Here is a 22,380-nt window from a genome sequence, read left to right on the forward strand (position 1 = left end):
AACATGGACATCAAGGTCATCCTGCTGTCGATCGGCGCTTCTTTTCTCCTTGCTGTTTTGCTCGGACCTTTGTTCATCCCGCTGCTTAGACGGCTTAAATTCGGACAGCAGATCCGGACGGACGGGCCGCAGAGCCATCTGAAGAAGAAAGGCACGCCGACTATGGGCGGCATCATCATTATGCTGGCGCTGCTGCTCAGCTTTTTGAAATTTTCAGAGATTACACCGGAATTCTGGGTACTACTTATTGCATCGCTGGGATTCGGACTTATCGGATTTCTTGATGATTATATTAAAATCGTATTCAAGCGATCACTGGGCTTAACCGCTAAGCAAAAGCTGATCGGGCAGCTCATCTTTTCCATTATAATCTGTGTCCTGCTCTATCAAATGAATCACAGCACCGTCGTGGGCATTCCCAGTACAACGATACAATTTGATTTCGGCTGGTTCTATTATCCCTTTGTCGTCATCATGCTCTTCGGCACCACCAACGCCGTCAACTTCACCGATGGCGTCGACGGATTGCTGGCAGGCACAGGCGCGATTGCTTTCGCCGCCTTTACCATCCTGGCTCTGCATGCAAGCGAGCATGAATCCGCAATTTTCTCAGCCGCCATGATTGGCGCCCTGCTGGGCTTCCTGATCTTCAATGCCCATCCGGCCAAAGTCTTCATGGGCGACACCGGTTCATTGGGCATTGGCGGCGGAATGGCGGCAGTTGCAATCTTGACGAAAACGGAAATTCTGCTCGTCCTTATCGGCGGCGTATTCGTCATCGAAATGCTCTCGGTGATCCTGCAGGTCGCCTCATTCAAGCTTCGCGGCAAGCGAATCTTCAAGATGAGTCCGATCCATCATCACTTCGAGCTATCGGGCTGGGGCGAATGGCGCGTCGTCACGTCCTTCTGGCTCGTATCGCTCATCCTGGCAGCTATCGGCCTCGTTCTGGGCCGATAAAAAAGTCCCGCCCAGGGACAAGGCGCCTAAGGCGCCGACAATCGCCCCGAAGTGGGGCGACCAGCTCCAAAAGTAAAAGCGTGTCCAAAGGACGAAAGCGATCCAACGACCAAACAACCGTACTAACCGTCTCATTGACCCAAACGTTATTCCAGACGAAGTCATCCTGGTACCCAGGGAGCATCAAAAGTAAAGCGTGTCCCTAGGGACGAAAGCGAGCACACCAAATAACATTAACGAGGGCGCTACTCTGCAACTCGGACGTTATCCCATTCCGGGTGTCCAGAGGGCCGGGGCCCTTGGGGTCCCCCTCAGGGGGATTTAGGGGGGAATCCACAATGTACCAAGGCAAAAAAATAGTCATACTGGGGCTCGCCAAAAGCGGCGTCAGCGTTGCTAAGCTGTTCCACAGGCTGGGCGCAAAAGTGATTGTCAACGACCAGAAGAAACGCGAATTGTGCCCCGAAGCGGATGAATTGGACGCTTTGGGTATTTCTGTTATTTGCGGCAGCCACCCGGATGATCTCATTACCGGGGATACCGCGCTGGTAGTCAAAAACCCGGGTATTCCCTACAGCGCGCCGCCGGTCAAGCGGGCGCTCGCGCTGGGTTTGAAAGTGGTCACGGAAGTGGAGATCGCCTACCAGCTTTCGGATGCGCCGATTATCGGCATTACCGGCTCCAACGGCAAGACCACCACGACAACGTGGATCGGGGATATGCTGGAGGCTGCCGACCTTGCGCCGATCGTGGCGGGCAATATCGGCACACCGCTTTGCGAAGCGGCGCAAACCGCTACGGGCAACAATTGGCTGGTGGCCGAGCTCAGCAGCTTTCAACTCAAAGGGACACAGCATTTTCGTCCGCGCGTGTCCGTATTGTTGAATGTGGTCGAGACCCATCTGGATTATCACGGGGATATGGAGGATTATGTCCTGTCGAAGGCCAAGCTGTTTGCCAATCAAACGGAGCAGGATACCGCTGTCATCAACATGGACGATCCCGTTTGCCGCCAGCTTGTCAGCGAGGGCAGGATTAAGGCGCATATCATTCCTTTTGCGGTTTCTCAAAACCTGCCTTATGGGCTGTTCATTGAGCCGCCCTTCCCGGAAGAGCTGTCCGCGCCACCTGACGGGCTGGATAGGGAGATCATCTGGATCGACCGGGAAGAAGCAAGACATGTCGTCTTGCCCGTTCACGAACTGGGCATTCCGGGAAGGCATAACGCAGCCGACGCACTTGCCGCGATTGGAGCCTCGCTGGCTGCAGGCGCACCGCTTGAAGCGCTCAGAGCTCCGCTGAGGGAGTTCAGCGGGGTTGAGCACCGCATGGAGTTCGTCTGTGAGCGCGGTGGCATACGCTACTACAACAACTCTAAAGCGACCAATCCGGCAGCAACGATCAATGCACTGCGCTCGTTCCCCCCGCGGATTGTACTGATTGCGGGAGGACTTGACCGGGGTTCGGATTATATGGAGCTGCTGCCGCATATCAAGGATCAGGTCAAGGCGGTCGTGACGCTTGGAGAGACGCGCGGGAAGATTGCTGCGGTTGCGGAGCTGGCAGGTTTAGCGTGGATCAAAACAGTCGAACCTGAAGAGGACGCCGAAGCGACGCTGCAGCAAGCCGTGCGCGAAGCCGCCTCCTTTGCAGAGCCGGGAGATATCGTTCTACTCTCGCCCGCCTGCGCCAGCTGGGACATGTTCAAGTCTTACGAAGAGCGGGGGCGCATTTTTAAACAATCGGTGCATACCTTGTAAGTAGGGGGCTTGTCCCTACTTACGCATGCAAGAGGTGTTTGTGCTATGGTAAAAGCCCGGTCCGCCCCGGATGTATGGATGATCGTATCGATATCGTGTATTCTCGCCATCGGCCTTGTGATGGTATACAGTGCAAGCGCAGTACTGGCATTCCATGAGTTCGGCGACAAATTCTATTACGTCAAGCGCCAGTCCATCTTTGCTGCGCTGGGTATTGCGTCACTGCTGGTAACGATGAACGCTGACTATGGAATATGGAAGAAATGGTCCCGGCCCGCTCTGTTTATCTGCTTTGGCCTGCTGGTCATTGTATTGATTCCCGGAATCGGGGTTGTCCGCGGGGGAGCCAGAAGCTGGCTCGGCATCAGCTCGCTCGGCATCCAGCCCTCGGAATTCATGAAGCTGGCCATGGTAATCTTCCTGGCCAAGCTGTTATCCGAGAAGCAGCAGACCGTTACCTTGTTTACCAAGGGACTGCTGCCACCGCTCGGTATTCTCGGCGCAGCCTTTGCGCTGATTATGCTGCAGCCGGATCTGGGAACCGGAGCGGTTATGGTAGGCGCTTCCCTGCTGGTCATCTACACCTCGGGCGCGCGTATGGCGCATCTGGGCTCGCTTGCCATGATTGGCGTTGCCGGATTTGTGGGGCTGATTCTTGCGGCGCCTTACCGGATGCAGCGCATTACCGCCTTCATGGACCCATGGGCCGATCCGCTTGGCGCAGGCTATCAGATCATTCAATCCCTCTATGCCATAGGACCTGGGGGACTTGTCGGACTTGGGCTTGGTATGAGCCGTCAGAAATTTAATTATTTGCCCGAACCGCAAACCGACTTTATCTTCTCTATCGTTTCGGAGGAGCTGGGCTTCATCGGCGGCGGCACGATTATTATTCTCTTTGCCATCCTGCTGTGGCGCGGTATGAGGGCGGCGATCTCAGCTCCTGATACGTTTGGCAGCCTGCTTGCGGTGGGCATTATCGGGATTGTCGCCGTACAGGTGTTTATCAATATTGGCGTCGTCATTGGCATGCTGCCGGTGACGGGCATTACACTGCCGCTTGTCAGCTATGGCGGTTCATCGCTGACACTATTGCTTACGGCGCTCGGCATTTTACTTAATATATCCCGTTATTCGAGGTGAACATGTCATGCGTATCGTATTGACCGGCGGCGGAACAGGCGGCCATATTTATCCGGCGCTTGCGATCGGCAGGCAGGTGAAGGAAGAAGCTCCGGATTCATCGATATTATATATCGGATCTCCCAAAGGACTGGAGAGCCGGATTGTGCCTGCACAGGGGATCGCGTTTGAACCGGTGGAGATCACGGGCTTCAGGCGCAAGCTGTCTTTGGACAATGTGAAAACCATCATGCGTTTTCTAAGAGGCGTAAAGCGCTCCAAGCAGCTCCTGCGTGAATTCAAACCTGATGTAGTGGTGGGGACAGGAGGATATGTATGCGGGCCGGTCGTCTATGCGGCCGCCAAGCTCGGCATTCCAACGCTTATTCATGAGCAGAATGCCGTATCCGGCTTGACCAACCAGTTTTTAACCCGATATGCGGATTGCGTAGCTGTCAGCTTCAAGGACTCGTTGTCCCAGTTCAAGCGCTCGAAGCATGCTGTCTATACAGGCAATCCTTGTGCGACTCATGTGGTTCGCGCAAGCAGGGATAACGGATTCAAATCGCTGGGACTGCCTGCCGGCAGCCAGATCGTACTGATGGTCGGAGGCAGTAGAGGCGCGAAGGCGATGAATGATGCGATGGTGGACATGGCAGGTATGGTTATGCGAATGCCCAAGGTCCATTTTGTATTTGTGACTGGAGAAAGCTACTATGAAAGCACGATGAAGAGAATGAAGGATGCACAGCAGGGGCAGCCTGCCAATCTTCATGTGCGGCCGTATTTGCATAATATGCCAGAGGTGCTGGCTGCGTCCAAGCTGATTGTCAGCCGTTCGGGAGCTTCATCGCTCGCGGAAATCACAGCTTTGGGAGTTCCTTCTATTTTAATACCGTCTCCGAATGTCACGAATAACCATCAGGAAGCGAATGCGAGAAGCCTCGCGGATGCAGGAGCGGCGGAGATGATTCTCGAACGGGACTTGAGCGGCAGCAAATTATTCGAGCGCGTAGCAAGAATGATCGGCGCCGAAGAGCTGCTGACCAAAATGGGACTTGCGGCACTGACGCTCGGCATGCCGCAATCGGCATCCCTCATTGGACAAGAAATTAAGAGATTAACAGACAAACCGTAGTGCATCATGGGCGATTGTCACACTCATGCGCGGGAAGGCATAGAATACCCTATAATCGTGACCGTCACCTGGCGGGGCCCGTATCTGCAACCGAAAGTCAGCAGGGAGGGCAGCCTGGCTGGAGAAGCATGCCCCGCATTCGACAATCGCTAATAGCAAAAAGGAGGTACGGGCAAGGATGGAGCAATTGTTAGCGGAATTACAACAAATCGATTCAGGCAGCGTGAGATCTGGCGAACCGCTTTCCGGATATACAACCTGGAAAATCGGTGGTCCGGCAGACATCTTGGTTATTCCGCAAAATAAAGAGCAGCTGGTGTCCGTGGTGCGTTTGCTCCGCAAACAAGGAGTGCCTTGGACCAACCTCGGACGCGGCTCCAATTTGCTGGTAAGCGATAAGGGAATCCGGGGCGTTGTGATCCAGCCGGGCGAAGGATTCGATTATGCACGATTTGATGGCACGCTCGTTCATGCGGGCGCGGCTTATTCCTTCATCAAGCTGTCTGTCATGACAGGCAAGGAAGGATTGACCGGTCTGGAGTTTGCAGGGGGAATTCCAGGTTCGGTCGGCGGAGCGGTGTACATGAATGCCGGTGCCCACGGGTCGGATGTGTCACGTATATTCAAATCGGCCGACATTGTACTGGAAACAGGAGAATTGGTACGCTGCGATTCTGGTCAAATGGGTTTTTCCTATCGTCATTCCTTTCTTCATGAGCAGCCCGGAATCGTGGTTAATGCGACATTTGAGCTTGAACGCGGCGACCGTAGAGAGATCGCGTCCACGATGTCCGCTTACAAGGAGCGCCGACTGCGCACGCAGCCGCTAAAGTCGGCTACTGCAGGCAGCGTGTTCCGCAATCCGCCGAATGATTTTGCCGCGAGGCTGATCGAAGAAGCGGGGCTCAAGGGGATGCGTAGCGGAGATGCCGAAGTGTCGACGCAGCACGCCAATTTTATTGTGAATACCGGTCAAGCGAAGGCCGAAGACGTCCTCACCCTCATGACAACTATTCGCAGCACCGTTAAAGACCGATTCGGAGTCGATTTGGTGCCGGAAGTACTGGTGGTGGGTGAGCGGTAATTCGGAGGTGATACATTGGACAAATTGGTGATTGAAGGCGGGAAACCTCTCTCAGGAACCATAGTTATCCAAGGAGCGAAAAATGCCGCTTTGCCGATTTTGGCTGCCAGTCTGCTAGTAGAAGGAAAAGTGACGATCGATCATGTGCCAAAGCTTCTTGATATCGACGTCATGCTGAACATTTTGCGCGAGCTCGGCTGCCGGGCGGAACATGTGGATGAAACGGTTATGCTTGATACAACATTCGCACATTCCTCGCATGTCCCGGAAGCTCTTATGCGTCAAATGCGCTCCTCCATCTTTTTGATGGGGCCGCTTCTAGCACGATTTGGCAAAGCAACGATTTATCAGCCAGGCGGCTGCGCGATCGGGGAACGAAAGATTGATTTGCATTTGAGAGGTCTTATGGCGCTTGGAGCACAAATAGAAGAAGAAGGCAGCCGCATTGTTTGCTTCGCGGACCGGCTGAAGGGCGCTGAAGTCCATCTTGATTTTCCAAGCGTGGGCGCAACAGAAAATATTATGATGGCTGCAGTACTGGCGGAAGGGCTTACGACAATCAGCAATGCTGCCCGTGAACCGGAAATTCAGGACCTGCAGCGGTTCTTGTGCGCATTGGGCGCCAAGATCATCGGAGCCGGAACCGACACCATAACGATTGAAGGCGTACAGAAGCTTGTTCCATGCCGGTATCAGGTCATCCCGGACAGGATCGTTACAGGAACCGTCATGGTTGCCGCAGCGGCCACCAGGGGCCAGGTCACGCTGCACAACACGCAGCCATCCCATCTCACCTCGCTCATTCACGTGCTTCGCCGGGCAGGTGTTCAAATATCGGTGGACGGTGATATAATCAAAGTTGGCAGTGCGAGCCGGAGCAAGTCTATCGACCGGATTGTCACTTCTCCTTATCCGGCGTTTCCAACGGATTTGCAGTCGCAAATTATGGTGCTGCTGTCGCTCGCCGACGGGGTAAGCGTCATGAAGGAAACGATTTTTGAAGGCCGCTTCAAGCATGTCGACGAGCTCTCGCGTATGGGGGCGGACATCAGGGTCGACTTGAATTCCGCATTCATTCGGGGTGTTCCAAGGCTTTACGGGGCTACGGTGGAAGCGACTGATTTGCGTGCGGGAGCCGCACTGGTTATCGCAGGGCTCGCCGCCCAAGGCAGAACAGTCGTGGAGCAGGTACACCACATCGATAGGGGTTATGACCGGATTGAGACGATGCTTTCCCGATTGGGCGCGCGAATCTCTCGGCTGTCTCCGGTTCCCAAGAAAGAGATTGTCTCTTAAATTAACCATTGCTGGATGAAGCGCTATACAGACCGTGAACGGCAGCTACTTTGCCGTTTATCGTCTGTTCGAAAGAAGGGACAAGTCATGGCAGACAAGATGCCCGTGCTGAGGGAACCTGTCCGAAGACGCCGGGGCGGCAAAAAGCTGCTGGCAGTGCTCTTTTTGCTCTTTATAGTTATATTATGCGTATTGTTTTTTAATTCGAATATCAGTAAAATTTCTTCCGTCGTGGTGGAAGGGCAGAAGTTTACGAGAGCGGCGGATGTTCAGAAGGCTGCGGGCATCAGTGTGGGCGACGCTTTTTTGGGTACATCGACCAAAACCATTGAAGCACGGGTAAAGAAGCTCGCTCCGGTTGAGACGGTGGAAGTAACCAAATCATTTCCCGGCACCGTCAAAATTGTGGTTCACGAGTTTCCGGGTGTCGCATTCCAGCTGTCGGACCAGGGCGTGCTGACCGCTCTGTTATCCAATGGGACAAGCGTTCCGACGGGGAGCGACATCATCGTGGACAAGCCTATCCTGTCCGGCTGGAAAGCCGATGACCCGGTCAAGGCGCAGTTGTGCAAGCAGCTTGCCGAGCTATCCGCCCAGTCGCTGTCCGATTTCTCGGAAATCATCCCTACGCCTTCAAATGCGTATCCGGACCGCATCAAGATTTATACGCGCACACGTTTTGAGGTCGTTACCGCGGTTTCGCTGCTCCCCGGGAAGGTGCCGGCGCTGAACGCCGTTATCGAGACGCAGGAGCCGGGACTTATCACGATGCTGCTTGCGGATACTTATACATCATTTACCCCGGACGAGGGGGGAAATAAGGACGCCGATCAAAAAGACACTACTCAATAGGGTCAAAGAGTGTTAGAATTTTAATTATGCATCTTTTTGCCTCTCTCCGATTATTTTTTCATTAGAATTGCGGAAGCAGCGCAGCGGCTGCGGCGCTGGAAATATTAACATACACCGAAAAAGTTGTTGAAAAAAGAGGGAAAATAGGCCCAACGTTGAATAAGTAGAAATGCACTTGGAGACTGGACCTGATACGGTTTCTATATACTGGAATCTATAACATTTTGAAACGGAGGTGCCACGGGTTGAGCAGCAACGACATCATCGTTAGTTTGGACATCGGTACATCCAAAGTTCGTGCTATTATTGGCGAAGTAAGTAATGGAGCCATTAATATTATTGGAGTTGGATCTGCCGACTCGGAAGGAATACGAAAAGGGGCCATCGTTGATATTGACCAAACCGTGCAATCCATTCGTAATGCAGTGGATCATGCGGAACGCATGGTGGGCATTCAAATAAGCGACGTATATGTCGGTATACAAGGCAATCATATTTCACTCCAAACCAATCATGGCGTAGTGGCCGTATCCAACGAGGACAGGGAAATCGGCGAAGAGGATATCGAGCGGGTGCTGCAGGCGGCGAAAGTTGTTGCCCTTCCGCCCGAACGGGAAATTATCAATCTGGTTCCAAAGCAGTACCTGGTTGACGGTCTTGAAGGAATTTCGGATCCGCGGGGTATGATCGGCGTAAGGCTTGAAGTTGAGGCAACCGTCGTAACCGGCGCCAAGACGGCCATCCATAATCTGGTGCGCTGTGTGGAGAAGGCGAATCTGCGGATTGCCGGCGTCATTCTCATGTCGCTGGCCTCGGGGCAGATGGCGCTAACCAAAGACGAGAAAATGATGGGGACCGTGCTCGCTGACATCGGAGCCGGTTCTTGCACAATTGCGATTTTTGATCAAGGCAGCATAGTTGCAACCTCCACACTTCCTATCGGTGGCGAATATGTCACTAGCGATATCTCCTACGGACTACGTACCCAAACCGAACAAGCGGAGAAAATCAAGCAGAAATTCGGCTGCGCATTGATTCAGGATGCGGCTGAAGATCAGAAGTTCAAGGTTATGCGTATGGGTAGCAATGTCGAGAAGGAATTCTCTCAAGTCGATCTGGCCAATATTATCGAGCCCCGCATGCAGGAGATTTTCCATCTCATGCGCCAGGAAGTCATCCGTTTGGGATTTGGGGACAAAGTAAATGGTTATGTATTGACAGGAGGCACTGTGATCATGCCCGGAACACTTCCACTTGCGCAGAGCGAGCTGGAATCAACGGTCAGGATCGCTGTCCCCGATTTCATCGGTGTAAGGGATCCCTCTTTTACAAGCGGTGTTGGAATGATTCAATATGTTTCCAAATATATGAGAAACCGGATTTCTTCGGCTCCGAAGAAGAGTGCTGGACGTAAAGCAAGCGCTCCTTCGTCTACTAAACCCGGATTGTTTGAAAGATTGAAAAATATGTTTAGTGAATTCATTTGATCGGGGGAACTAATAGAATGTTGGAATTCGATTTCGATATGGAACAACTGGCCCAGATTAAGGTCATTGGCGTTGGCGGCGGTGGCAGCAATGCCGTCAACCGGATGATTGAGAATGGCGTCAAGGGTGTTGAATTTATTACGGTCAATACGGACGCGCAAGCGCTCCATATGGCCAGATCCGAGCAGAAGCTGCAAATCGGGGACAAGCTGACCCGGGGTCTTGGAGCGGGAGCGAACCCGGAGGTTGGCAAGAAAGCCGCCGAAGAGTCCCGCGAAGTGGTAGCAAATGCGCTTAAAGGGGCGGATATGGTATTCGTCACAGCTGGCATGGGTGGAGGTACCGGCACGGGAGCCGCACCAGTCATTGCAGAGATCGCCCGCGAATGCGGCGCTCTGACCGTCGGCGTCGTTACACGCCCCTTCACATTTGAAGGACGTAAGCGTTCCGGACAAGCCGAGCTTGGGATTGAATCGCTCAAGGAAAAGGTTGATACGCTGATCGTCATTCCGAATGACCGCTTGCTTGAGATCGTCGACAAGAAAACCCCGATGCTGGAAGCCTTCCGTGAAGCGGATAATGTACTGAAGCAGGCGGTGCAGGGTATTTCGGACCTGATCGCCGTACCGGGGCTTATCAATCTCGACTTTGCCGACGTGAAGACGATCATGACGGAACGAGGCTCGGCCTTGATGGGCATCGGTGCTGCGACCGGCGAGAACCGTGCGGCTGAAGCAGCCCGCAAAGCGATTCAAAGTCCTTTGCTGGAGACGTCGATAGACGGGGCGCGCGGTATCATCATGAATATTACCGGCGGTTCCAATTTGTCTCTCTATGAAGTCAATGAAGCTGCAGAAATTGTTATCTCTGCGTCGGACCCTGAAGTGAACATGATTTTCGGGGCCAGCATTGATGAGAATTTGAAGGAAGAAATCAAAGTAACCGTTATTGCTACCGGTTTTGAGCACCGCAGCAACCCGGCTCTGCGCCAAATGCCCGGTCAACAGGCTGCAGACAAGAGCGCGCAGGGAGCGCCGGCAGCTTCGGATAACCGTTCACAGCCCGCAGCGCCTGGCCCCAAGCCTTTTGGCAGCCCGACCTCAAGCGATCAACTGGATATCCCGGCCTTTCTTCGCAACCGCCGGAATAACGACAGATAACAACCAGCTTTATCAACCGCTCTTCCATCTATGGGAGGGCGGTTTTTTTGTATGTTCAGGAGATAATCCCCTCACAGGGCTATCTCTTAGACCCGACACATCGACAAAAAAAGATCGCTGCTGACGGCATGTTTAGACAGACATTGTAATAGGATTTAAATATACTAGACACAAGCCGCTTGAGCCTTGCGAACGCAAATGCAGAAGCAGGCCGATAGTGGAAGTACGGCAGGAAGGTGAATGTGCTGGATGCAGTTTATATCGATGTTTATTTTATGATTAACCTGCTAATAGACGGTTCTGCCCTGTTGATGACCGCTTGGGTCCGGAGCATTCGCGCCAAATGGTGGCGGGTTGCGCTTGCAGCTCTCATCGGATCGCTTTATGCGGTAATGATTATTTTTCCTCCTCTTTCATTTATGTTTACGCTTATTGTGAAATTCGCTTTGTCGCTCATTATGCTTCTTGTTGCGTTTGGCTTTCCCAGCATTCAGCATTTCGCCCGGCATATCGGAGCCTTCTATGGGGTGAACTTTGCAGCGGCAGGGGCAGTGCTTGGACTGCATTACTTGTTTATGAATGGTTCCGCACCTTTGTGGAATTCCATGATAAACGGTAATTTTCAGCTGAAATTAGGGCTGGTGTTTCTGTTTTGCGTTATTTGTGTGGGTTATTATATTTTTCGCTCGATCATGATCCAGCGCCGGGAACGCGATCTTGTTCATAGTCATCTTGCGGAGGTGAACATAACGATAGGGGATGACAAGCGTTCATGTACGGGACTTATTGATACGGGCAACCAACTGTATGAACCCATGACCCGCACGCCGGTAATGGTTATGGAGGCTTCCCTGTGGCAGGATGTTCTGCCTCCCGCGTGGATGAAGCAAATTCGGGAAGCGCAGGTCGATAAGCTGCTCGCCAATATGGACGATGAACCATTTGTCTGGCGGGATCGATTACGGCTTGTGCCATACCGCGGAGTCAATGGCGGTGCTCAGTTCATGCTTGCCGTCAAGCCCGACCTGGTCGTCGTTGTAAGGGAAGAGGAGACATTCGAAACACGTAAAGTGCTGATCGGCTTGGATGCCGGCAAATTAGTCGCAGATGGGGCGTACCAGGCGATCCTCCATCCGTCAATGCTGCAAAATCGAACCGTCACGATTGATCCAGTTCACAGTTCTTCGAGAAGGGATGGAGCGGCATGCTCGTCAAATGGAAATTGATCCTGCAGTTATATTATTATCGGGTTTTATTTTTATTCGGTCTCAAGAGCGAGGAAATTTATTATATCGGCGGAAGTGAGGCGCTGCCCCCTCCCCTGACAAGGGAAGAAGAAGAATTTTTGCTGGGCAAGCTGCCTTCCGGTGATACGGCCATACGCGCTATGCTGATCGAACGCAATCTGAGACTTGTCGTATACATTGCCCGCAAGTTTGAGAATACGGGCATTCATATTGAGGATCTGGTATCCATAGGAGCGATCGGGCTGATCAAAGCCGTCAATACCTTTGATCCGGAGAAAAAAATCAAGCTGGCCACCTATGCCTCACGTTGTATAGAGAATGAAATTCTGATGTATTTGCGGCGAAACAGCAAGACGCGTACTGAGGTATCCTTCGACGAACCGCTGAATATCGATTGGGATGGCAATGAGCTGCTGCTCTCGGATGTGCTCGGCACGGAAAATGATACGATCTATCGCAATATTGAAGAGCAGGTTGACCGCAAGCTGCTCCATAAGGCACTTGATAAGCTGACAGAGCGGGAACGGATTATTATGGAGCTGCGCTTCGGCCTGGCCGACGGCGAGGAGAAAACCCAGAAGGATGTAGCCGATCTGCTCGGGATATCGCAGTCCTACATCTCCAGGCTGGAGAAACGGATTATAAAGCGTCTGCGCAAGGAATTCAACAAGATGGTTTAAGTTGTAGGGCCCTCCCTAAATCCCTCCATAGGAGGGACCCCAGAGGGGGCCGCCCCTCTGGACTCCCGGAATGGGAGACGTGAGAGTGACCCACAAGCTTGCTAGAAACGTATGTGCAAAGCTCGTTTTCGTCCCTGCGGGACACACTCTAATTTTGGCGCTCTCGTGCTGCCTGTGCCCCCTTGCGGGGCTGGCATAACGTTTATCGGGACAGAGGCGGCGGAGAGATCCAGCTGTGCTATCCTCGTTTTCGTCCCTAACGGGGACACTTACGTAATGAGCATTATTTTCTGAATCATAATTGAATCCGACTTCATTGCCCTCAAGAGCCGCTTAGTCGGCTCTTTTTTGTTTTTATTTAACAATTGACATCAAGGTGTATTATTCGTATAGTACACTTATGGTGTATGAACTACATAGTACACACGCTGGTAGAGAGAGGTTGATATGAACGTGGACGACGGGCAAATCAACATGAGATTTAACAATCGCGATCCAGTCTACCTGCAGGTTGTCCGTTACTTCAAGGAGGGACTGGCAGCTGGGAGGCTTTCCGCAGGAGATGTCATTCCTTCACGCAGGGAAATTGCCGGCCTCCTCAAGATCAATCCCAATACGGCGCAAAAAGCATACAAGGAAATGGAGGATCAGGGCTTGATCATAACCGAAGGAAATTCCCCGAGCCGAATCGCAAGCAATGAACAGCTGATTGGCTCTATCCGGGATGAGCTTATTCAGGAGGCTGCGGCCGCCTTTATCGATTCTATCAAAAACATCGACGTGCCCGTTGAGGAACTGTTGAATGTTGTAAGAAAGCAGTATCTGAAAGGACGTTAATGGAATAAAGGGAGGTGCCCGAAAATGATTGAATTGCAGAATGTGACAAAGAAATATGGACGCAGGAAAGTGCTGAACGGGGTATCCTTTACAGCCGAAAAAAATGAAATCACCTGTTTAATCGGCATTAACGGAGTCGGAAAATCCACTGTACTCAAAGCCAATATGGGGCTGACGCCTATCGACAAAGGTCATATACATATTGATGAACAGCCTGTTCATCATTGGCATTATGAGAGGATCACATTTGTTCCCGATACGATAACGATGCCCGGGAGCATGACGATTAAGGTCTGCATGCGCTTCATGGCGGATTTCTACAATAATTGGAATCAGTCCCGGGCCAATGAGCTGCTGATTTTCTTCAAGCTGAAGGCGGAGGATAAAGTTGCCGAGCTGTCCAAAGGAAATGCGGCGAAGCTTAATCTGCTGCTGGGACTGGCAGTCGATTCCGATTATATTCTGATGGATGAGCCGTTCTCGGGTATCGATGTGTTCAGCAGGGAACAGATTGCCTCAGTCTTTACCAGCCAGTTAATCGATGAGCGCGGCGTTATTATCACCACTCATGAAATCAATGACATTGAGCATCTGCTGGATAAAGTCGTTCTTCTGAATCAGGGCGCGGTTTTAAAATCGTTCAACTGCGAGGAAATGCGGCAGGAGCAAGGGAAATCCGTCATGGATGTGATGAGGGAGGTGTATCAGACATGAACCGATATTTAAAGCTGGTTCATATGGAGCTTGCCCGCTTCAGTAAAATTTATTTCAGTTTATTTGCGCTCATCCTGCTGGTGCAGATGGGGGGAGTGTGGATGAAAGCGCAGGATATCATTCAAATGGCCGGGAAGAGGCTCAATGGAGGCCTCGATGCTTATTTGGAATATACAGCTCAGGCAGGCAAAGCAAACTTCGCGGATGTGATGTCGAACAGTCTGTTCTTTATGGCTCCTGTCTTTCTAAGCGCCTCCGTACTGCTGCTCTATATATTTATGATCTGGTATCGCGACTGGCTGTTCAAGCAACCCTTTATTTATAGGCTTCTAATGCTTCCGACGCAGCGGTATCATCTGTATTTCTCCAAGTTAAGCGCCATTCTTATCATGTTTCTGGGGCTGGTTGCTTTCCAGCTGCTGCTGCTGCCGTTGGAAATCGGCTTGTTTCAATCCCTGGTGCCTGCAGAATTGAGAGAGACGATTTCGACCGGAGACTTCATCCGTTCTCAATTTATGCTGCAAATTCTGCTGCCCTCAAGCTTCATGTCCTTCGTGATTTATTATGGAGCGGGCCTGCTTGCGGTGAGCGTGATTTTCACGGCGGTTCTGATCGAACGGAGCTATCGGCTGAAGGGGCTTGCAGTCGGTATTTTATATGTAGCACTCTCGGTACTCATCGTGACTTGTCCAATTCTTATCCCTTTTCTGATGTGGAACACCATCATTGAAAATTATTTGTACCCTATGGAAATCTTTATCCTCGAGCTGATATTGGGCTTGATCGTTGGTGCTATTTCAATTTGGACAGGCTTATTTCTAATCAAAAGAAAAGTGGCGGTTTGACCGGGGGAGGATTACAAAAATGAAAAGGTACGGGCTGTCAGCCGCACTTCTTGCATTGATCATTATTAGTATCGGAACTTATTATGTGCAGGCCTCATCCGGCAGCGGGCTTCCCCAGTACAGATTGGCGAAGGTCAGTGGGGGGACGGGAAGGAGGCGGCACATATTCAATTGGAAGGTTACTATGGCTCCGGAATCATTTCCGAACCATTGAATATCGGCATACAGGGAAGTGATTATGAAGCCAATAAGGGCTTCCTGGACCAGTTTTCCTTTCGTCCAAGCCCCTGGAGCCATTTTAATTCGGTCCTTGCCGGGCATCGTCAGTTTCTGAAGGGCAGTCATCAGCCGGGCGGCTTCTATGAGAATGACAATCTGATTGCTTTTGCCAAAATAGCTTATGAAGTTACTGGAAATCTCAGCGCAGACTTCAGAATTGTCATTTCGATCTGGGACAAGAAGACAAAAGAAGCGCGCAGCATGGAAGTTCCGATTGCGGAGCCGGAGGGAATCAAGCTGCAGTGGTTAGCGATTGATGAGGTCCAGATGAGCGGGAATCAGTTCAAAATTTTCACCCAGACTCAGCTGACTGCAGAAGGAACCGGAAAAACCTCGCAGCTTGTTGGAGTATATACCATCGATGAAGCAGACGGATCCATAACCAGTATGGAAGAACTTGCCGACAATGCAATAGAATCCGGGAATGGTCATGGTATCAATTATCAGGTGGTTGCTACCTTGGATCCCCTGGATGCAAGCCCGTTTGTAGTTTATCAGGTGCATGAAATGAAAAATATCCAGACAGGCGCCGGTTCCTATACCTCAGAGCAGATTGGGGAAAAGCTAATGTCCTACAGTCTGGCTTCCGGGCAATTCGAACCTGTGGTATTCAGCGGCGACGGAGATTTTCAGGAGAATTCCATGTCGTTTACCACTGCCGGAAGCCAGCTTGTACGTGCAAGCGGCAGCAGTTTGGGGCTCCATATTGCCATATACAGTCTCGACGATAAGAAAATAGTGAGCGATAAGCTCATCACCTTCAAGGAGCTCGGAGGGCAGTCGATAGATCGCCTGATTCTGCAGCAGAATAAGCTGTACGCCTTAATTGAAATTAGCGGAAAGCCGGGTATTGCGGTAGTGGATTGGAAAAGCGGAGCTGTCTTGTATCAAGGCGCTGTAAGCGTAGAGGGGACTCCGGAGGAGCGCGAAAATTTGCTGAGCCGGCTGGCTGTAATAAATCTGATACGTTCCCAGTAATTTAAAAAGGCTGCAGCCCTTGGCAGCTCAGGCATTGACATTCGGTTTACCGCCGATGAAGCAAATCCGGCTGCATTCCGTTTCTTGTTTCGGGAATAAATTGGAGGACCGAGGAGATACTGTAGATTAATGTTTCTCCTTGGGAGGTAATCACGTTGACCCGAAACAAAGTCGAGATTTGTGGTGTGGATACCGCAAAACTACCTGTACTTACCAACGTCGAAATGCGGGAACTTTTCACGGCTTTGCAAACACAGAATGAATGGGCAGCAAGAGAGAAATTGGTCAACGGAAACCTGAGGCTGGTACTCAGTGTGATTCAGCGGTTTAACAATCGCGGCGAATTCGTTGATGATTTATTTCAAGTCGGCTGCATCGGTCTCATGAAGGCCATCGACAATTTTGACCTTGGTCAGAATGTCAAGTTTTCAACCTATGCTGTACCGATGATCATCGGAGAAATCCGTCGTTACTTACGGGATAACAACCCGATTCGCGTATCGCGAAGCCTGCGGGATATCGCCTACAAGGCGCTGCAGGTGCGGGATACCCTGACGAATCAGAATTCAAGGGAACCGACGATAATGGAAATTTCCGAAGCGCTCAATGTGCCGAAGGAAGAAGTGGTTTTTGCCCTTGATGCTATTCAGGATCCGGTATCCTTATTCGAACCGATCTATCATGACGGGGGCGACCCGATTTATGTGATGGACCAAATCAGCGACGACAAGAACAAGGATGTATCGTGGATCGAAGAAATTGCGCTGCGGGAAGCGATGCACAAGCTTAACGAACGGGAAAAAATGATCTTATCGATGCGGTTTTTCGAAGGAAAGACCCAGATGGAGGTAGCCGATGAAATCGGCATCTCGCAGGCCCAGGTTTCACGTCTTGAGAAATCGGCCATCCAGCAAATGCAAAAGCATGTAAAAACCTGAAACGGCGCGCTATCGCGCCGTTTTTCTTATGCCCTCTCAAGAGCTTGGTCGAAAGGGCTTGACCGCAGGGAAGCAAGCAGCAGAGTGGACAGGAAGTTTTTAATGGGAATCAGGACATTTTAACTATATCGTACATATAGTAATAGTAAAGGCAGGAGCGGAAAGAAGCTGCTGATGCACGCAAAACCTCTGCGGAAACGTGGTGAGTACCGATTGAAAATATCCGATTTTCAAACGAAGGATGTCATTAATATCGTCGATGGCCGCAAGCTGGGTCAAGTGAGCGATTTGGAGCTGGATCTGCGGCAGGGGCGAATCGATTCCATTGTCGTGCCGAGCTATACCCGATTTTTCGGGTTGTTCGGCGGCGGCGGAACGGATGTTGTGATCCCTTGGCGCAATATTGTGAAAATCGGCACGGATGTAGTGCTTGTACGGATCGATGATACGAAGGTGCACAAGAATGAAGACGAGGAACAAGGAGCAAGGTAGGTTTCAAAGGGCGCTTCTTCGGCTTGGGCGGGCGGATAACACCGCTCGCATGAGCCGCTGCCCCTATGGTAAACTGGTAGCGGGGTGAGCGATTATGATGGAAGCATTCAAACGTGAAGATACAGCGAAGGGGCCTTCGCTTTTTTTATTGCCGCAATGGGCGGAGCAATATGCCGGTTTGACGGCCGGTTTCACCAGCAGGCTAGGCGGGACAAGCAGCAGGCCATGGACATCGCTGAACTGTGGATTGCATGTAGGCGATGAAACGGCGGCAGTGGTCAACAACCGGGCGTTGCTTGCGGATGCTCTGGATTGGACTTTTGACAGCTGGACATGTGCGGAACAGGTTCATGGCAATCATATCCACCAGGTAACGGCAGCAGATAGGGGAAAAGGACGTTTAAGCCGGGAGACAGCGATTGCCGATGCGGATGCGCTTGTAACCGATGAGAAGGATATTTTGTTGACCTCCTTTTATGCAGACTGTGTGCCGCTGTACTTTTTTGCGCCCAAGCAGGGGGTAATCGCGCTGGCACATGCCGGCTGGAAGGGCACGGTGCTCGAGATTGCGCGGCATACCGTACAGGCTATGGCGGATGGCTACGGCTGCGCCTCAGAGGATATCAGGGCGGCGATTGGTCCGTCCATCGGAAGCTGCTGTTATGAGGTAGATGAGACCGTTCTTCGGCGCGTTGAACCGCTGGTTGACGACTTCGGTCCGGAGTTCCGTGCCAATCCGGAGCTGTGGATGCAGCCGACGGAAAATGGCAGGGCACGGATCAACTTGAAAGAAATCAACCGACAGATTATGATAAAAGCAGGAATTTTGCCGATGGCTATCGAATTATCTGAGTGGTGTACCGGCTGCAATACCGAACTCTTCTATTCTCATCGTATGGAAGGAGGAGCCACTGGGCGTATGGTCAGCTGGATTGGCATGAGAGGTGAACGGTTAATATGACCTTGTCGGAACGGATTGAAACGGTGGAGCAGCGGCTGGCCGAGGCTTGCGCGCGCAGCGGCAGAAGCCGGAAAGATATTGAGCTTATTGCAGTAACCAAATATGTTGGCGTAGAACAGACTGCTGATGTGCTCCGACAGGGGCTCAACCATCTGGGCGAAAACCGCTGGCAGGACGCCGCTGCCAAATGGAATGCGATCAGCGGGGAAGGTAGCAGCTCCGGGTTCCCGGATCTTCCGGAGGGACAAGCCCGATGGCATTTCATCGGATCGCTGCAGACCAATAAAGTGAAAGAAGTCGTAGGGAAGTTTAGCTATATACATTCGCTTGACCGTTCTTCACTGGCGCAGGCCATTGAAAATCGGGCACAGCAGCTTGGGATCATCGTACCCTGTTTCATACAGGTGAACGTATCTGGCGAGGACAGCAAGCATGGCTTGGCTCCCGAGCAGCTGCCCGTGTTTGCGCGGGAGCTGGCAGATCTGCCCCATATTGAGCCCGTTGGGCTTATGACCATGGCCCCGCTTGACGGGGAAGCGGAGCAGGCCCGTCCGGTTTTTCGCGGGCTGCGTCAGCTGCGAGACGAATTAAATGCCTTGGCATTGCTTTGTCAGCCCGTGAATGGGTTATCTATGGGCATGTCCAACGATTTTGAAGTGGCTGTTGAAGAAGGAGCCACGTGGCTTCGCTTAGGGACGGTACTAGTCGGCAAAAGCTGACACAACGGTCATAGCTATGCCTTCCGAAGTGAGTTTCTGGCTTGCTTTGGAGTGATCCATGAGAAGTATTACCAGAAACTCAGTAACGCTTTCGAAGTGAGTTTCTGGCTTGCTTCGGAGTAATCCGCGAGAAGTATTACCAGAAACTCAGTAACGCTTCCGAAGTGAGTTTCTGGCTTGCTTCGGAGTAATCCGCGAGAAGTATTACCAGAAACTTTAGTAACGCTTCCGAAGTGAGTTTCTGGCTTGCTTTGGAGTAATCCGCGAGAAGTATTACCAGAAACTCTTAGGAGGAATGGATAATGAGTGTTATGAATAAATTCATGAGTTTTCTTGGGCTGCAGGAGGAAGAAGAAATCGTCGAACGTGAAAGAATTGAGCATCATGAGGAGCAAGAGGTTGAAACTTCTCCATTCGAAGCACGTAAACAATCTACAAAAGGCAATAATGTAGTTAGCATCCATTCACAAAAAAATGTGCGCGTCATTCTGAATGAACCCCGTTCTTATGACGAAGCCCAGGAAATCGCCGATCATCTGCGCTCGCGGCGCGCAGTCGTTGTCAATCTGCAGCGGGTGCGTACGGACCTGGCTGTGCGGATTGTTGACTTTCTGAGCGGAACCATCTACGCTCTGAATGGAAGCATTTCGAAGCTTGGACCGAATATTTTTCTTTGCACGCCGGATACGGTTGAAATTCAGGGGACGATTACGGATATGCTGGCAGAAGAGAACGAATACAAAAAGACGAGGTGACCTTTAGTTGGACTGGAATGTAACGAGCATTGTCATGAATCTTTATACGATCTACAACTTTTTGATTATTGGCTACATTCTTTTGTCATGGCTCCCAAGCGCGCGCGAAAGCTTTATCGGCGTGCTGCTGGCTAAGATCGTAGAACCTTATTTGACGCCATTCAGACGGATTATTCCTCCCATTGGCGGAATGCTCGACATTTCCCCCATCGTTGCCTTGTTTGCACTCCGGTTTGTGGCATATGGGATTATCGCGATTCTTAACATGATTTTCCAATGAAGCCAGAAATCTATGTGCATTTCCATCCTGATGAGCGTGCTTTTGTCGATCGGGCCTCGGAGTGGGTCGAACGGGCAGCATTTGGCCATGAGATGAAACGCACGGACTTCCTCGATCCCAGACAGGTTGATATTCTAATGAGTTTGGCTAACCGCCAAATGGACATACAGGTTAAGCTGATGGGCGGATATGAGCAGGCGGAGCGCCGGCGTGCTCTTATCGCGCCGGATTACCGGATACTGGATGATGAGCCTGAAGGTATAGCCTTGATTCAGATTACGGCCGGCACCGGAGGGCATCTTCAGCTTGATCACGGCGATTACCTTGGCGCGCTGCTCGGGCTTGGAATCAAGCGGGACCGGGTAGGGGATCTTCACATTCACCCCGAATTCTGCCATTGTCTCGTTGAAGAGGAAATTGCCGATTATGTGAACATTCATTTGCGTCAAGTTCACCGGGTTCACGTCCTGACGGACATTGTTCCGTTAACCGGTCTGCAGGCTGCGGCTCCGGTGCTGGAGGAACAGAACCTATCGGTGGCTTCTTTGCGTCTGGACGGGATTGCAAGCGATGTTTACCGGGTCAGCCGGTCCAAAATCGTGGATCCCATTCGCGCGGGACGCTGCCGGATCAACTGGCGTGCGGAAGAAGATCCCTCAGCGATGCTTAAAGAAGGGGATGTCGTTTCTTTTCAGGGCCTGGGCCGATTTAAAGTCCTCAGCGTCGAAGGTGTTACGAAGAAAGGCAGAGTTCGGGTGAAAATCGGCAAATTTATATAGTGCCTTGCAGGATTTTAGCCCGATATGTCGAATGTAAACAGGCAGACCCGAACTAATTGTGCGGGGCATGGGACTTTGGTTTTGATTTTGCCCTGAATTGTTTTCGTTCTTCGACTCTTCATACTCTTGGGAGGTGCGCCAATGCCGCTTACGCCATTGGACATACATAATAAAGAATTCGGAAGACGTCTTCGCGGTTACGACGAAGATGAAGTAAACGAGTTTCTCGATCAGGTCATCAAAGACTATGAGGCGCTTATTCGGGAAAACAAAGAATTGCAAAACCAGGCGTTGTCGCTTCAGGAGAAGCTGAACCATTTCTCCAATATCGAAGAAACGCTTAGTAAAACGATCATTGTCGCACAGGAAGCGGCTGATGATGTAAAAAGCAACTCCAAGAAGGAAGCACAGCTGATTGTCAAGGAAGCGGAGAAGAATGCAGACCGGATCATTAATGAAGCTCTCTCCAAATCGCGGAAGGTTGCGCTTGAAGTCGAGGAGCTCAAACAACAGGCTTCCATCTACCGCGCCCGTTTCCGTTCGCTGGTCGAAGCGCAGCTCGAGCTGCTGAGCCATAATGGCTGGGATTCGCTTGAAGGCAGAGACCGCTTACCCAATGAAGTGATCAATAATTCCTAGGTACGCACTCGCCGCTCTTGACAAACACGCAGGACTGGCGTATAAATGTGAATAATTAATCAACCAAATTCATTGACGAGAACGAGTAGACCATGCGTTTGCCCCCAGAGAATCCGATGATTGCTGAGAATCGGTGCGTAGAACGTGGTTGAAGATCATCTCCGAGAAGCTGCGCTGAATGCCCAAGTGGATAAATTGCTGACAAGACCAGATGTGCGAACAGCATCATTCTCCTCTTGCAAGCTGAACTTGTAACTAAGCGCTGCCGGACTCCCCCCGTTATAAGGAATACGGATTTCTTAAAATCCGTAACAAGTGTCAAGCATATAAATGTGAGAAAGACAATGTCCGGCAAGTAAGCGGCATGTTGGATTCACT

The 22,380-nt window shown here is 51.4% G+C and carries 23 protein-coding genes and 1 other annotated feature (1 of these 24 only partly in view); all 23 genes read left to right on the top strand.

The features are described 5' to 3' along the window. Window positions 1-3: 3 nt before the first annotated feature. The 23 genes from mraY to AC0YOA_RS09545 all read left to right on the top strand — a co-directional run bounded on the left by mraY (window position 4) and on the right by AC0YOA_RS09545 (window position 22,002). Complete coding sequence (mraY, locus tag AC0YOA_RS09435) at window positions 4-960, top strand: phospho-N-acetylmuramoyl-pentapeptide-transferase (RefSeq protein WP_475786376.1); 957 nt, start codon at window positions 4-6, stop codon at window positions 958-960. Window positions 961-1,298: 338 nt separating this feature from the next. After that, window positions 1,299-2,720 (top strand): UDP-N-acetylmuramoyl-L-alanine--D-glutamate ligase, encoded by a 1,422-nt coding sequence (murD, locus tag AC0YOA_RS09440; RefSeq protein WP_475786377.1) that lies wholly within the window; start codon window positions 1,299-1,301, stop codon window positions 2,718-2,720. A 45-nt stretch (window positions 2,721-2,765) separates the two neighbouring features. Further along, on the top strand, window positions 2,766-3,863 hold the full coding sequence (spoVE, locus tag AC0YOA_RS09445) for a stage V sporulation protein E (RefSeq protein ID WP_475786378.1): 1,098 nt from the start codon (window positions 2,766-2,768) through the stop codon (window positions 3,861-3,863). A 7-nt stretch (window positions 3,864-3,870) separates the two neighbouring features. Further along, window positions 3,871-4,980, top strand: a complete 1,110-nt coding sequence (gene murG, locus AC0YOA_RS09450) for an undecaprenyldiphospho-muramoylpentapeptide beta-N-acetylglucosaminyltransferase (protein ID WP_475786379.1) — start codon at window positions 3,871-3,873, stop codon at window positions 4,978-4,980. Window positions 4,981-5,158: 178 nt separating this feature from the next. Beyond that, window positions 5,159-6,064 (top strand): UDP-N-acetylmuramate dehydrogenase, encoded by a 906-nt coding sequence (gene murB / locus AC0YOA_RS09455; RefSeq protein ID WP_475786380.1) that lies wholly within the window; start codon window positions 5,159-5,161, stop codon window positions 6,062-6,064. 15 nt (window positions 6,065-6,079) lie between these two features. Further along, window positions 6,080-7,360 carry a UDP-N-acetylglucosamine 1-carboxyvinyltransferase gene (gene murA / locus AC0YOA_RS09460; protein WP_210046570.1) on the top strand — a complete coding sequence of 427 codons (1,281 nt, stop codon included), beginning with the start codon at window positions 6,080-6,082 and terminating at the stop codon, window positions 7,358-7,360. 87 nt (window positions 7,361-7,447) lie between these two features. Further along, on the top strand, window positions 7,448-8,212 hold the full coding sequence (locus AC0YOA_RS09465) for a cell division protein FtsQ/DivIB (protein WP_475786381.1): 765 nt from the start codon (window positions 7,448-7,450) through the stop codon (window positions 8,210-8,212). A 245-nt stretch (window positions 8,213-8,457) separates the two neighbouring features. After that, complete coding sequence (ftsA, locus tag AC0YOA_RS09470; RefSeq protein ID WP_210046568.1) at window positions 8,458-9,699, top strand: cell division protein FtsA; 1,242 nt, start codon at window positions 8,458-8,460, stop codon at window positions 9,697-9,699. Window positions 9,700-9,716: 17 nt separating this feature from the next. After that, on the top strand, window positions 9,717-10,859 hold the full coding sequence (ftsZ, locus tag AC0YOA_RS09475) for a cell division protein FtsZ (RefSeq protein WP_475786382.1): 1,143 nt from the start codon (window positions 9,717-9,719) through the stop codon (window positions 10,857-10,859). Between the two features lie 242 nt (window positions 10,860-11,101). Then, on the top strand, window positions 11,102-12,085 hold the full coding sequence (gene spoIIGA / locus AC0YOA_RS09480) for a sigma-E processing peptidase SpoIIGA (RefSeq protein WP_475786383.1): 984 nt from the start codon (window positions 11,102-11,104) through the stop codon (window positions 12,083-12,085). Next, a complete protein-coding gene (sigE, locus tag AC0YOA_RS09485) occupies window positions 12,064-12,786 on the top strand; it encodes an RNA polymerase sporulation sigma factor SigE (protein WP_188992836.1) in 723 nt (240 codons plus the stop codon). Before spoIIGA ends, sigE begins: the two co-directional genes overlap by 22 nt. A gap of 447 nt (window positions 12,787-13,233) precedes the next feature. Further along, window positions 13,234-13,623 carry a GntR family transcriptional regulator gene (locus AC0YOA_RS09490; protein ID WP_210046564.1) on the top strand — a complete coding sequence of 130 codons (390 nt, stop codon included), beginning with the start codon at window positions 13,234-13,236 and terminating at the stop codon, window positions 13,621-13,623. 24 nt (window positions 13,624-13,647) lie between these two features. Then, on the top strand, window positions 13,648-14,337 hold the full coding sequence (locus AC0YOA_RS09495) for an ATP-binding cassette domain-containing protein (protein ID WP_475786384.1): 690 nt from the start codon (window positions 13,648-13,650) through the stop codon (window positions 14,335-14,337). Then, window positions 14,334-15,182: a hypothetical protein gene (locus tag AC0YOA_RS09500; RefSeq protein ID WP_475786385.1), complete on the top strand. Its 849-nt coding sequence runs from the start codon at window positions 14,334-14,336 to the stop codon at window positions 15,180-15,182. Before AC0YOA_RS09495 ends, AC0YOA_RS09500 begins: the two co-directional genes overlap by 4 nt. A gap of 171 nt (window positions 15,183-15,353) precedes the next feature. Then, complete coding sequence (locus AC0YOA_RS09505; protein WP_475786386.1) at window positions 15,354-16,439, top strand: hypothetical protein; 1,086 nt, start codon at window positions 15,354-15,356, stop codon at window positions 16,437-16,439. Between the two features lie 155 nt (window positions 16,440-16,594). Further along, entirely contained in the window at window positions 16,595-17,377 is a 783-nt protein-coding gene (gene sigG / locus AC0YOA_RS09510) for an RNA polymerase sporulation sigma factor SigG (RefSeq protein ID WP_188992832.1), read from the top strand. 213 nt (window positions 17,378-17,590) lie between these two features. Then, on the top strand, window positions 17,591-17,869 hold the full coding sequence (locus AC0YOA_RS09515; protein WP_210046560.1) for a PRC-barrel domain-containing protein: 279 nt from the start codon (window positions 17,591-17,593) through the stop codon (window positions 17,867-17,869). 94 nt (window positions 17,870-17,963) lie between these two features. Beyond that, window positions 17,964-18,830 (top strand): peptidoglycan editing factor PgeF, encoded by an 867-nt coding sequence (gene pgeF / locus AC0YOA_RS09520; protein ID WP_475786387.1) that lies wholly within the window; start codon window positions 17,964-17,966, stop codon window positions 18,828-18,830. Beyond that, entirely contained in the window at window positions 18,827-19,549 is a 723-nt protein-coding gene (locus tag AC0YOA_RS09525; RefSeq protein WP_475786388.1) for a YggS family pyridoxal phosphate-dependent enzyme, read from the top strand. The genes pgeF and AC0YOA_RS09525 overlap by 4 nt, the downstream gene beginning before the upstream one ends. A gap of 302 nt (window positions 19,550-19,851) precedes the next feature. Then, a complete protein-coding gene (locus AC0YOA_RS09530; protein ID WP_210046558.1) occupies window positions 19,852-20,304 on the top strand; it encodes a cell division protein SepF in 453 nt (150 codons plus the stop codon). Between the two features lie 34 nt (window positions 20,305-20,338). Beyond that, complete coding sequence (locus tag AC0YOA_RS09535) at window positions 20,339-20,584, top strand: YggT family protein (protein ID WP_210046588.1); 246 nt, start codon at window positions 20,339-20,341, stop codon at window positions 20,582-20,584. Beyond that, window positions 20,581-21,363: a YlmH family RNA-binding protein gene (locus AC0YOA_RS09540; protein ID WP_475786389.1), complete on the top strand. Its 783-nt coding sequence runs from the start codon at window positions 20,581-20,583 to the stop codon at window positions 21,361-21,363. The genes AC0YOA_RS09535 and AC0YOA_RS09540 overlap by 4 nt, the downstream gene beginning before the upstream one ends. A gap of 141 nt (window positions 21,364-21,504) precedes the next feature. Then, window positions 21,505-22,002, top strand: coding sequence for a DivIVA domain-containing protein (locus AC0YOA_RS09545; RefSeq protein WP_210046556.1), 498 nt, complete (start codon window positions 21,505-21,507; stop codon window positions 22,000-22,002). A gap of 63 nt (window positions 22,003-22,065) precedes the next feature. Continuing rightward, window positions 22,066-22,380, top strand: a binding site (T-box leader) (it continues 55 nt past the right edge of the window).

The organism is Paenibacillus sp. JT22N12, from assembly GCF_056269365.1.

Bases quoted from the DNA above. Each gene is read 5' to 3' on its own strand.
- mraY (WP_475786376.1), top strand. From the start codon at position 4: ATGGACATCAAGGTCATCCTGCTGTCGATCGGCGCTTCTTTTCTCCTT.
- murD (WP_475786377.1), top strand. From the start codon at position 1,299: ATGTACCAAGGCAAAAAAATAGTCATACTGGGGCTCGCCAAAAGCGGC.
- spoVE (WP_475786378.1), top strand. From the start codon at position 2,766: ATGGTAAAAGCCCGGTCCGCCCCGGATGTATGGATGATCGTATCGATA.
- murG (WP_475786379.1), top strand. From the start codon at position 3,871: ATGCGTATCGTATTGACCGGCGGCGGAACAGGCGGCCATATTTATCCG.
- murB (WP_475786380.1), top strand. From the start codon at position 5,159: ATGGAGCAATTGTTAGCGGAATTACAACAAATCGATTCAGGCAGCGTG.
- AC0YOA_RS09465 (WP_475786381.1), top strand. From the start codon at position 7,448: ATGGCAGACAAGATGCCCGTGCTGAGGGAACCTGTCCGAAGACGCCGG.
- ftsZ (WP_475786382.1), top strand. From the start codon at position 9,717: ATGTTGGAATTCGATTTCGATATGGAACAACTGGCCCAGATTAAGGTC.
- sigE (WP_188992836.1), top strand. From the start codon at position 12,064: ATGCTCGTCAAATGGAAATTGATCCTGCAGTTATATTATTATCGGGTT.
- AC0YOA_RS09490 (WP_210046564.1), top strand. From the start codon at position 13,234: ATGAACGTGGACGACGGGCAAATCAACATGAGATTTAACAATCGCGAT.
- AC0YOA_RS09495 (WP_475786384.1), top strand. From the start codon at position 13,648: ATGATTGAATTGCAGAATGTGACAAAGAAATATGGACGCAGGAAAGTG.
- AC0YOA_RS09500 (WP_475786385.1), top strand. From the start codon at position 14,334: ATGAACCGATATTTAAAGCTGGTTCATATGGAGCTTGCCCGCTTCAGT.
- pgeF (WP_475786387.1), top strand. From the start codon at position 17,964: ATGATGGAAGCATTCAAACGTGAAGATACAGCGAAGGGGCCTTCGCTT.
- AC0YOA_RS09525 (WP_475786388.1), top strand. From the start codon at position 18,827: ATGACCTTGTCGGAACGGATTGAAACGGTGGAGCAGCGGCTGGCCGAG.
- AC0YOA_RS09530 (WP_210046558.1), top strand. From the start codon at position 19,852: ATGAGTGTTATGAATAAATTCATGAGTTTTCTTGGGCTGCAGGAGGAA.
- AC0YOA_RS09535 (WP_210046588.1), top strand. From the start codon at position 20,339: ATGAATCTTTATACGATCTACAACTTTTTGATTATTGGCTACATTCTT.
- AC0YOA_RS09540 (WP_475786389.1), top strand. From the start codon at position 20,581: ATGAAGCCAGAAATCTATGTGCATTTCCATCCTGATGAGCGTGCTTTT.
- AC0YOA_RS09545 (WP_210046556.1), top strand. From the start codon at position 21,505: ATGCCGCTTACGCCATTGGACATACATAATAAAGAATTCGGAAGACGT.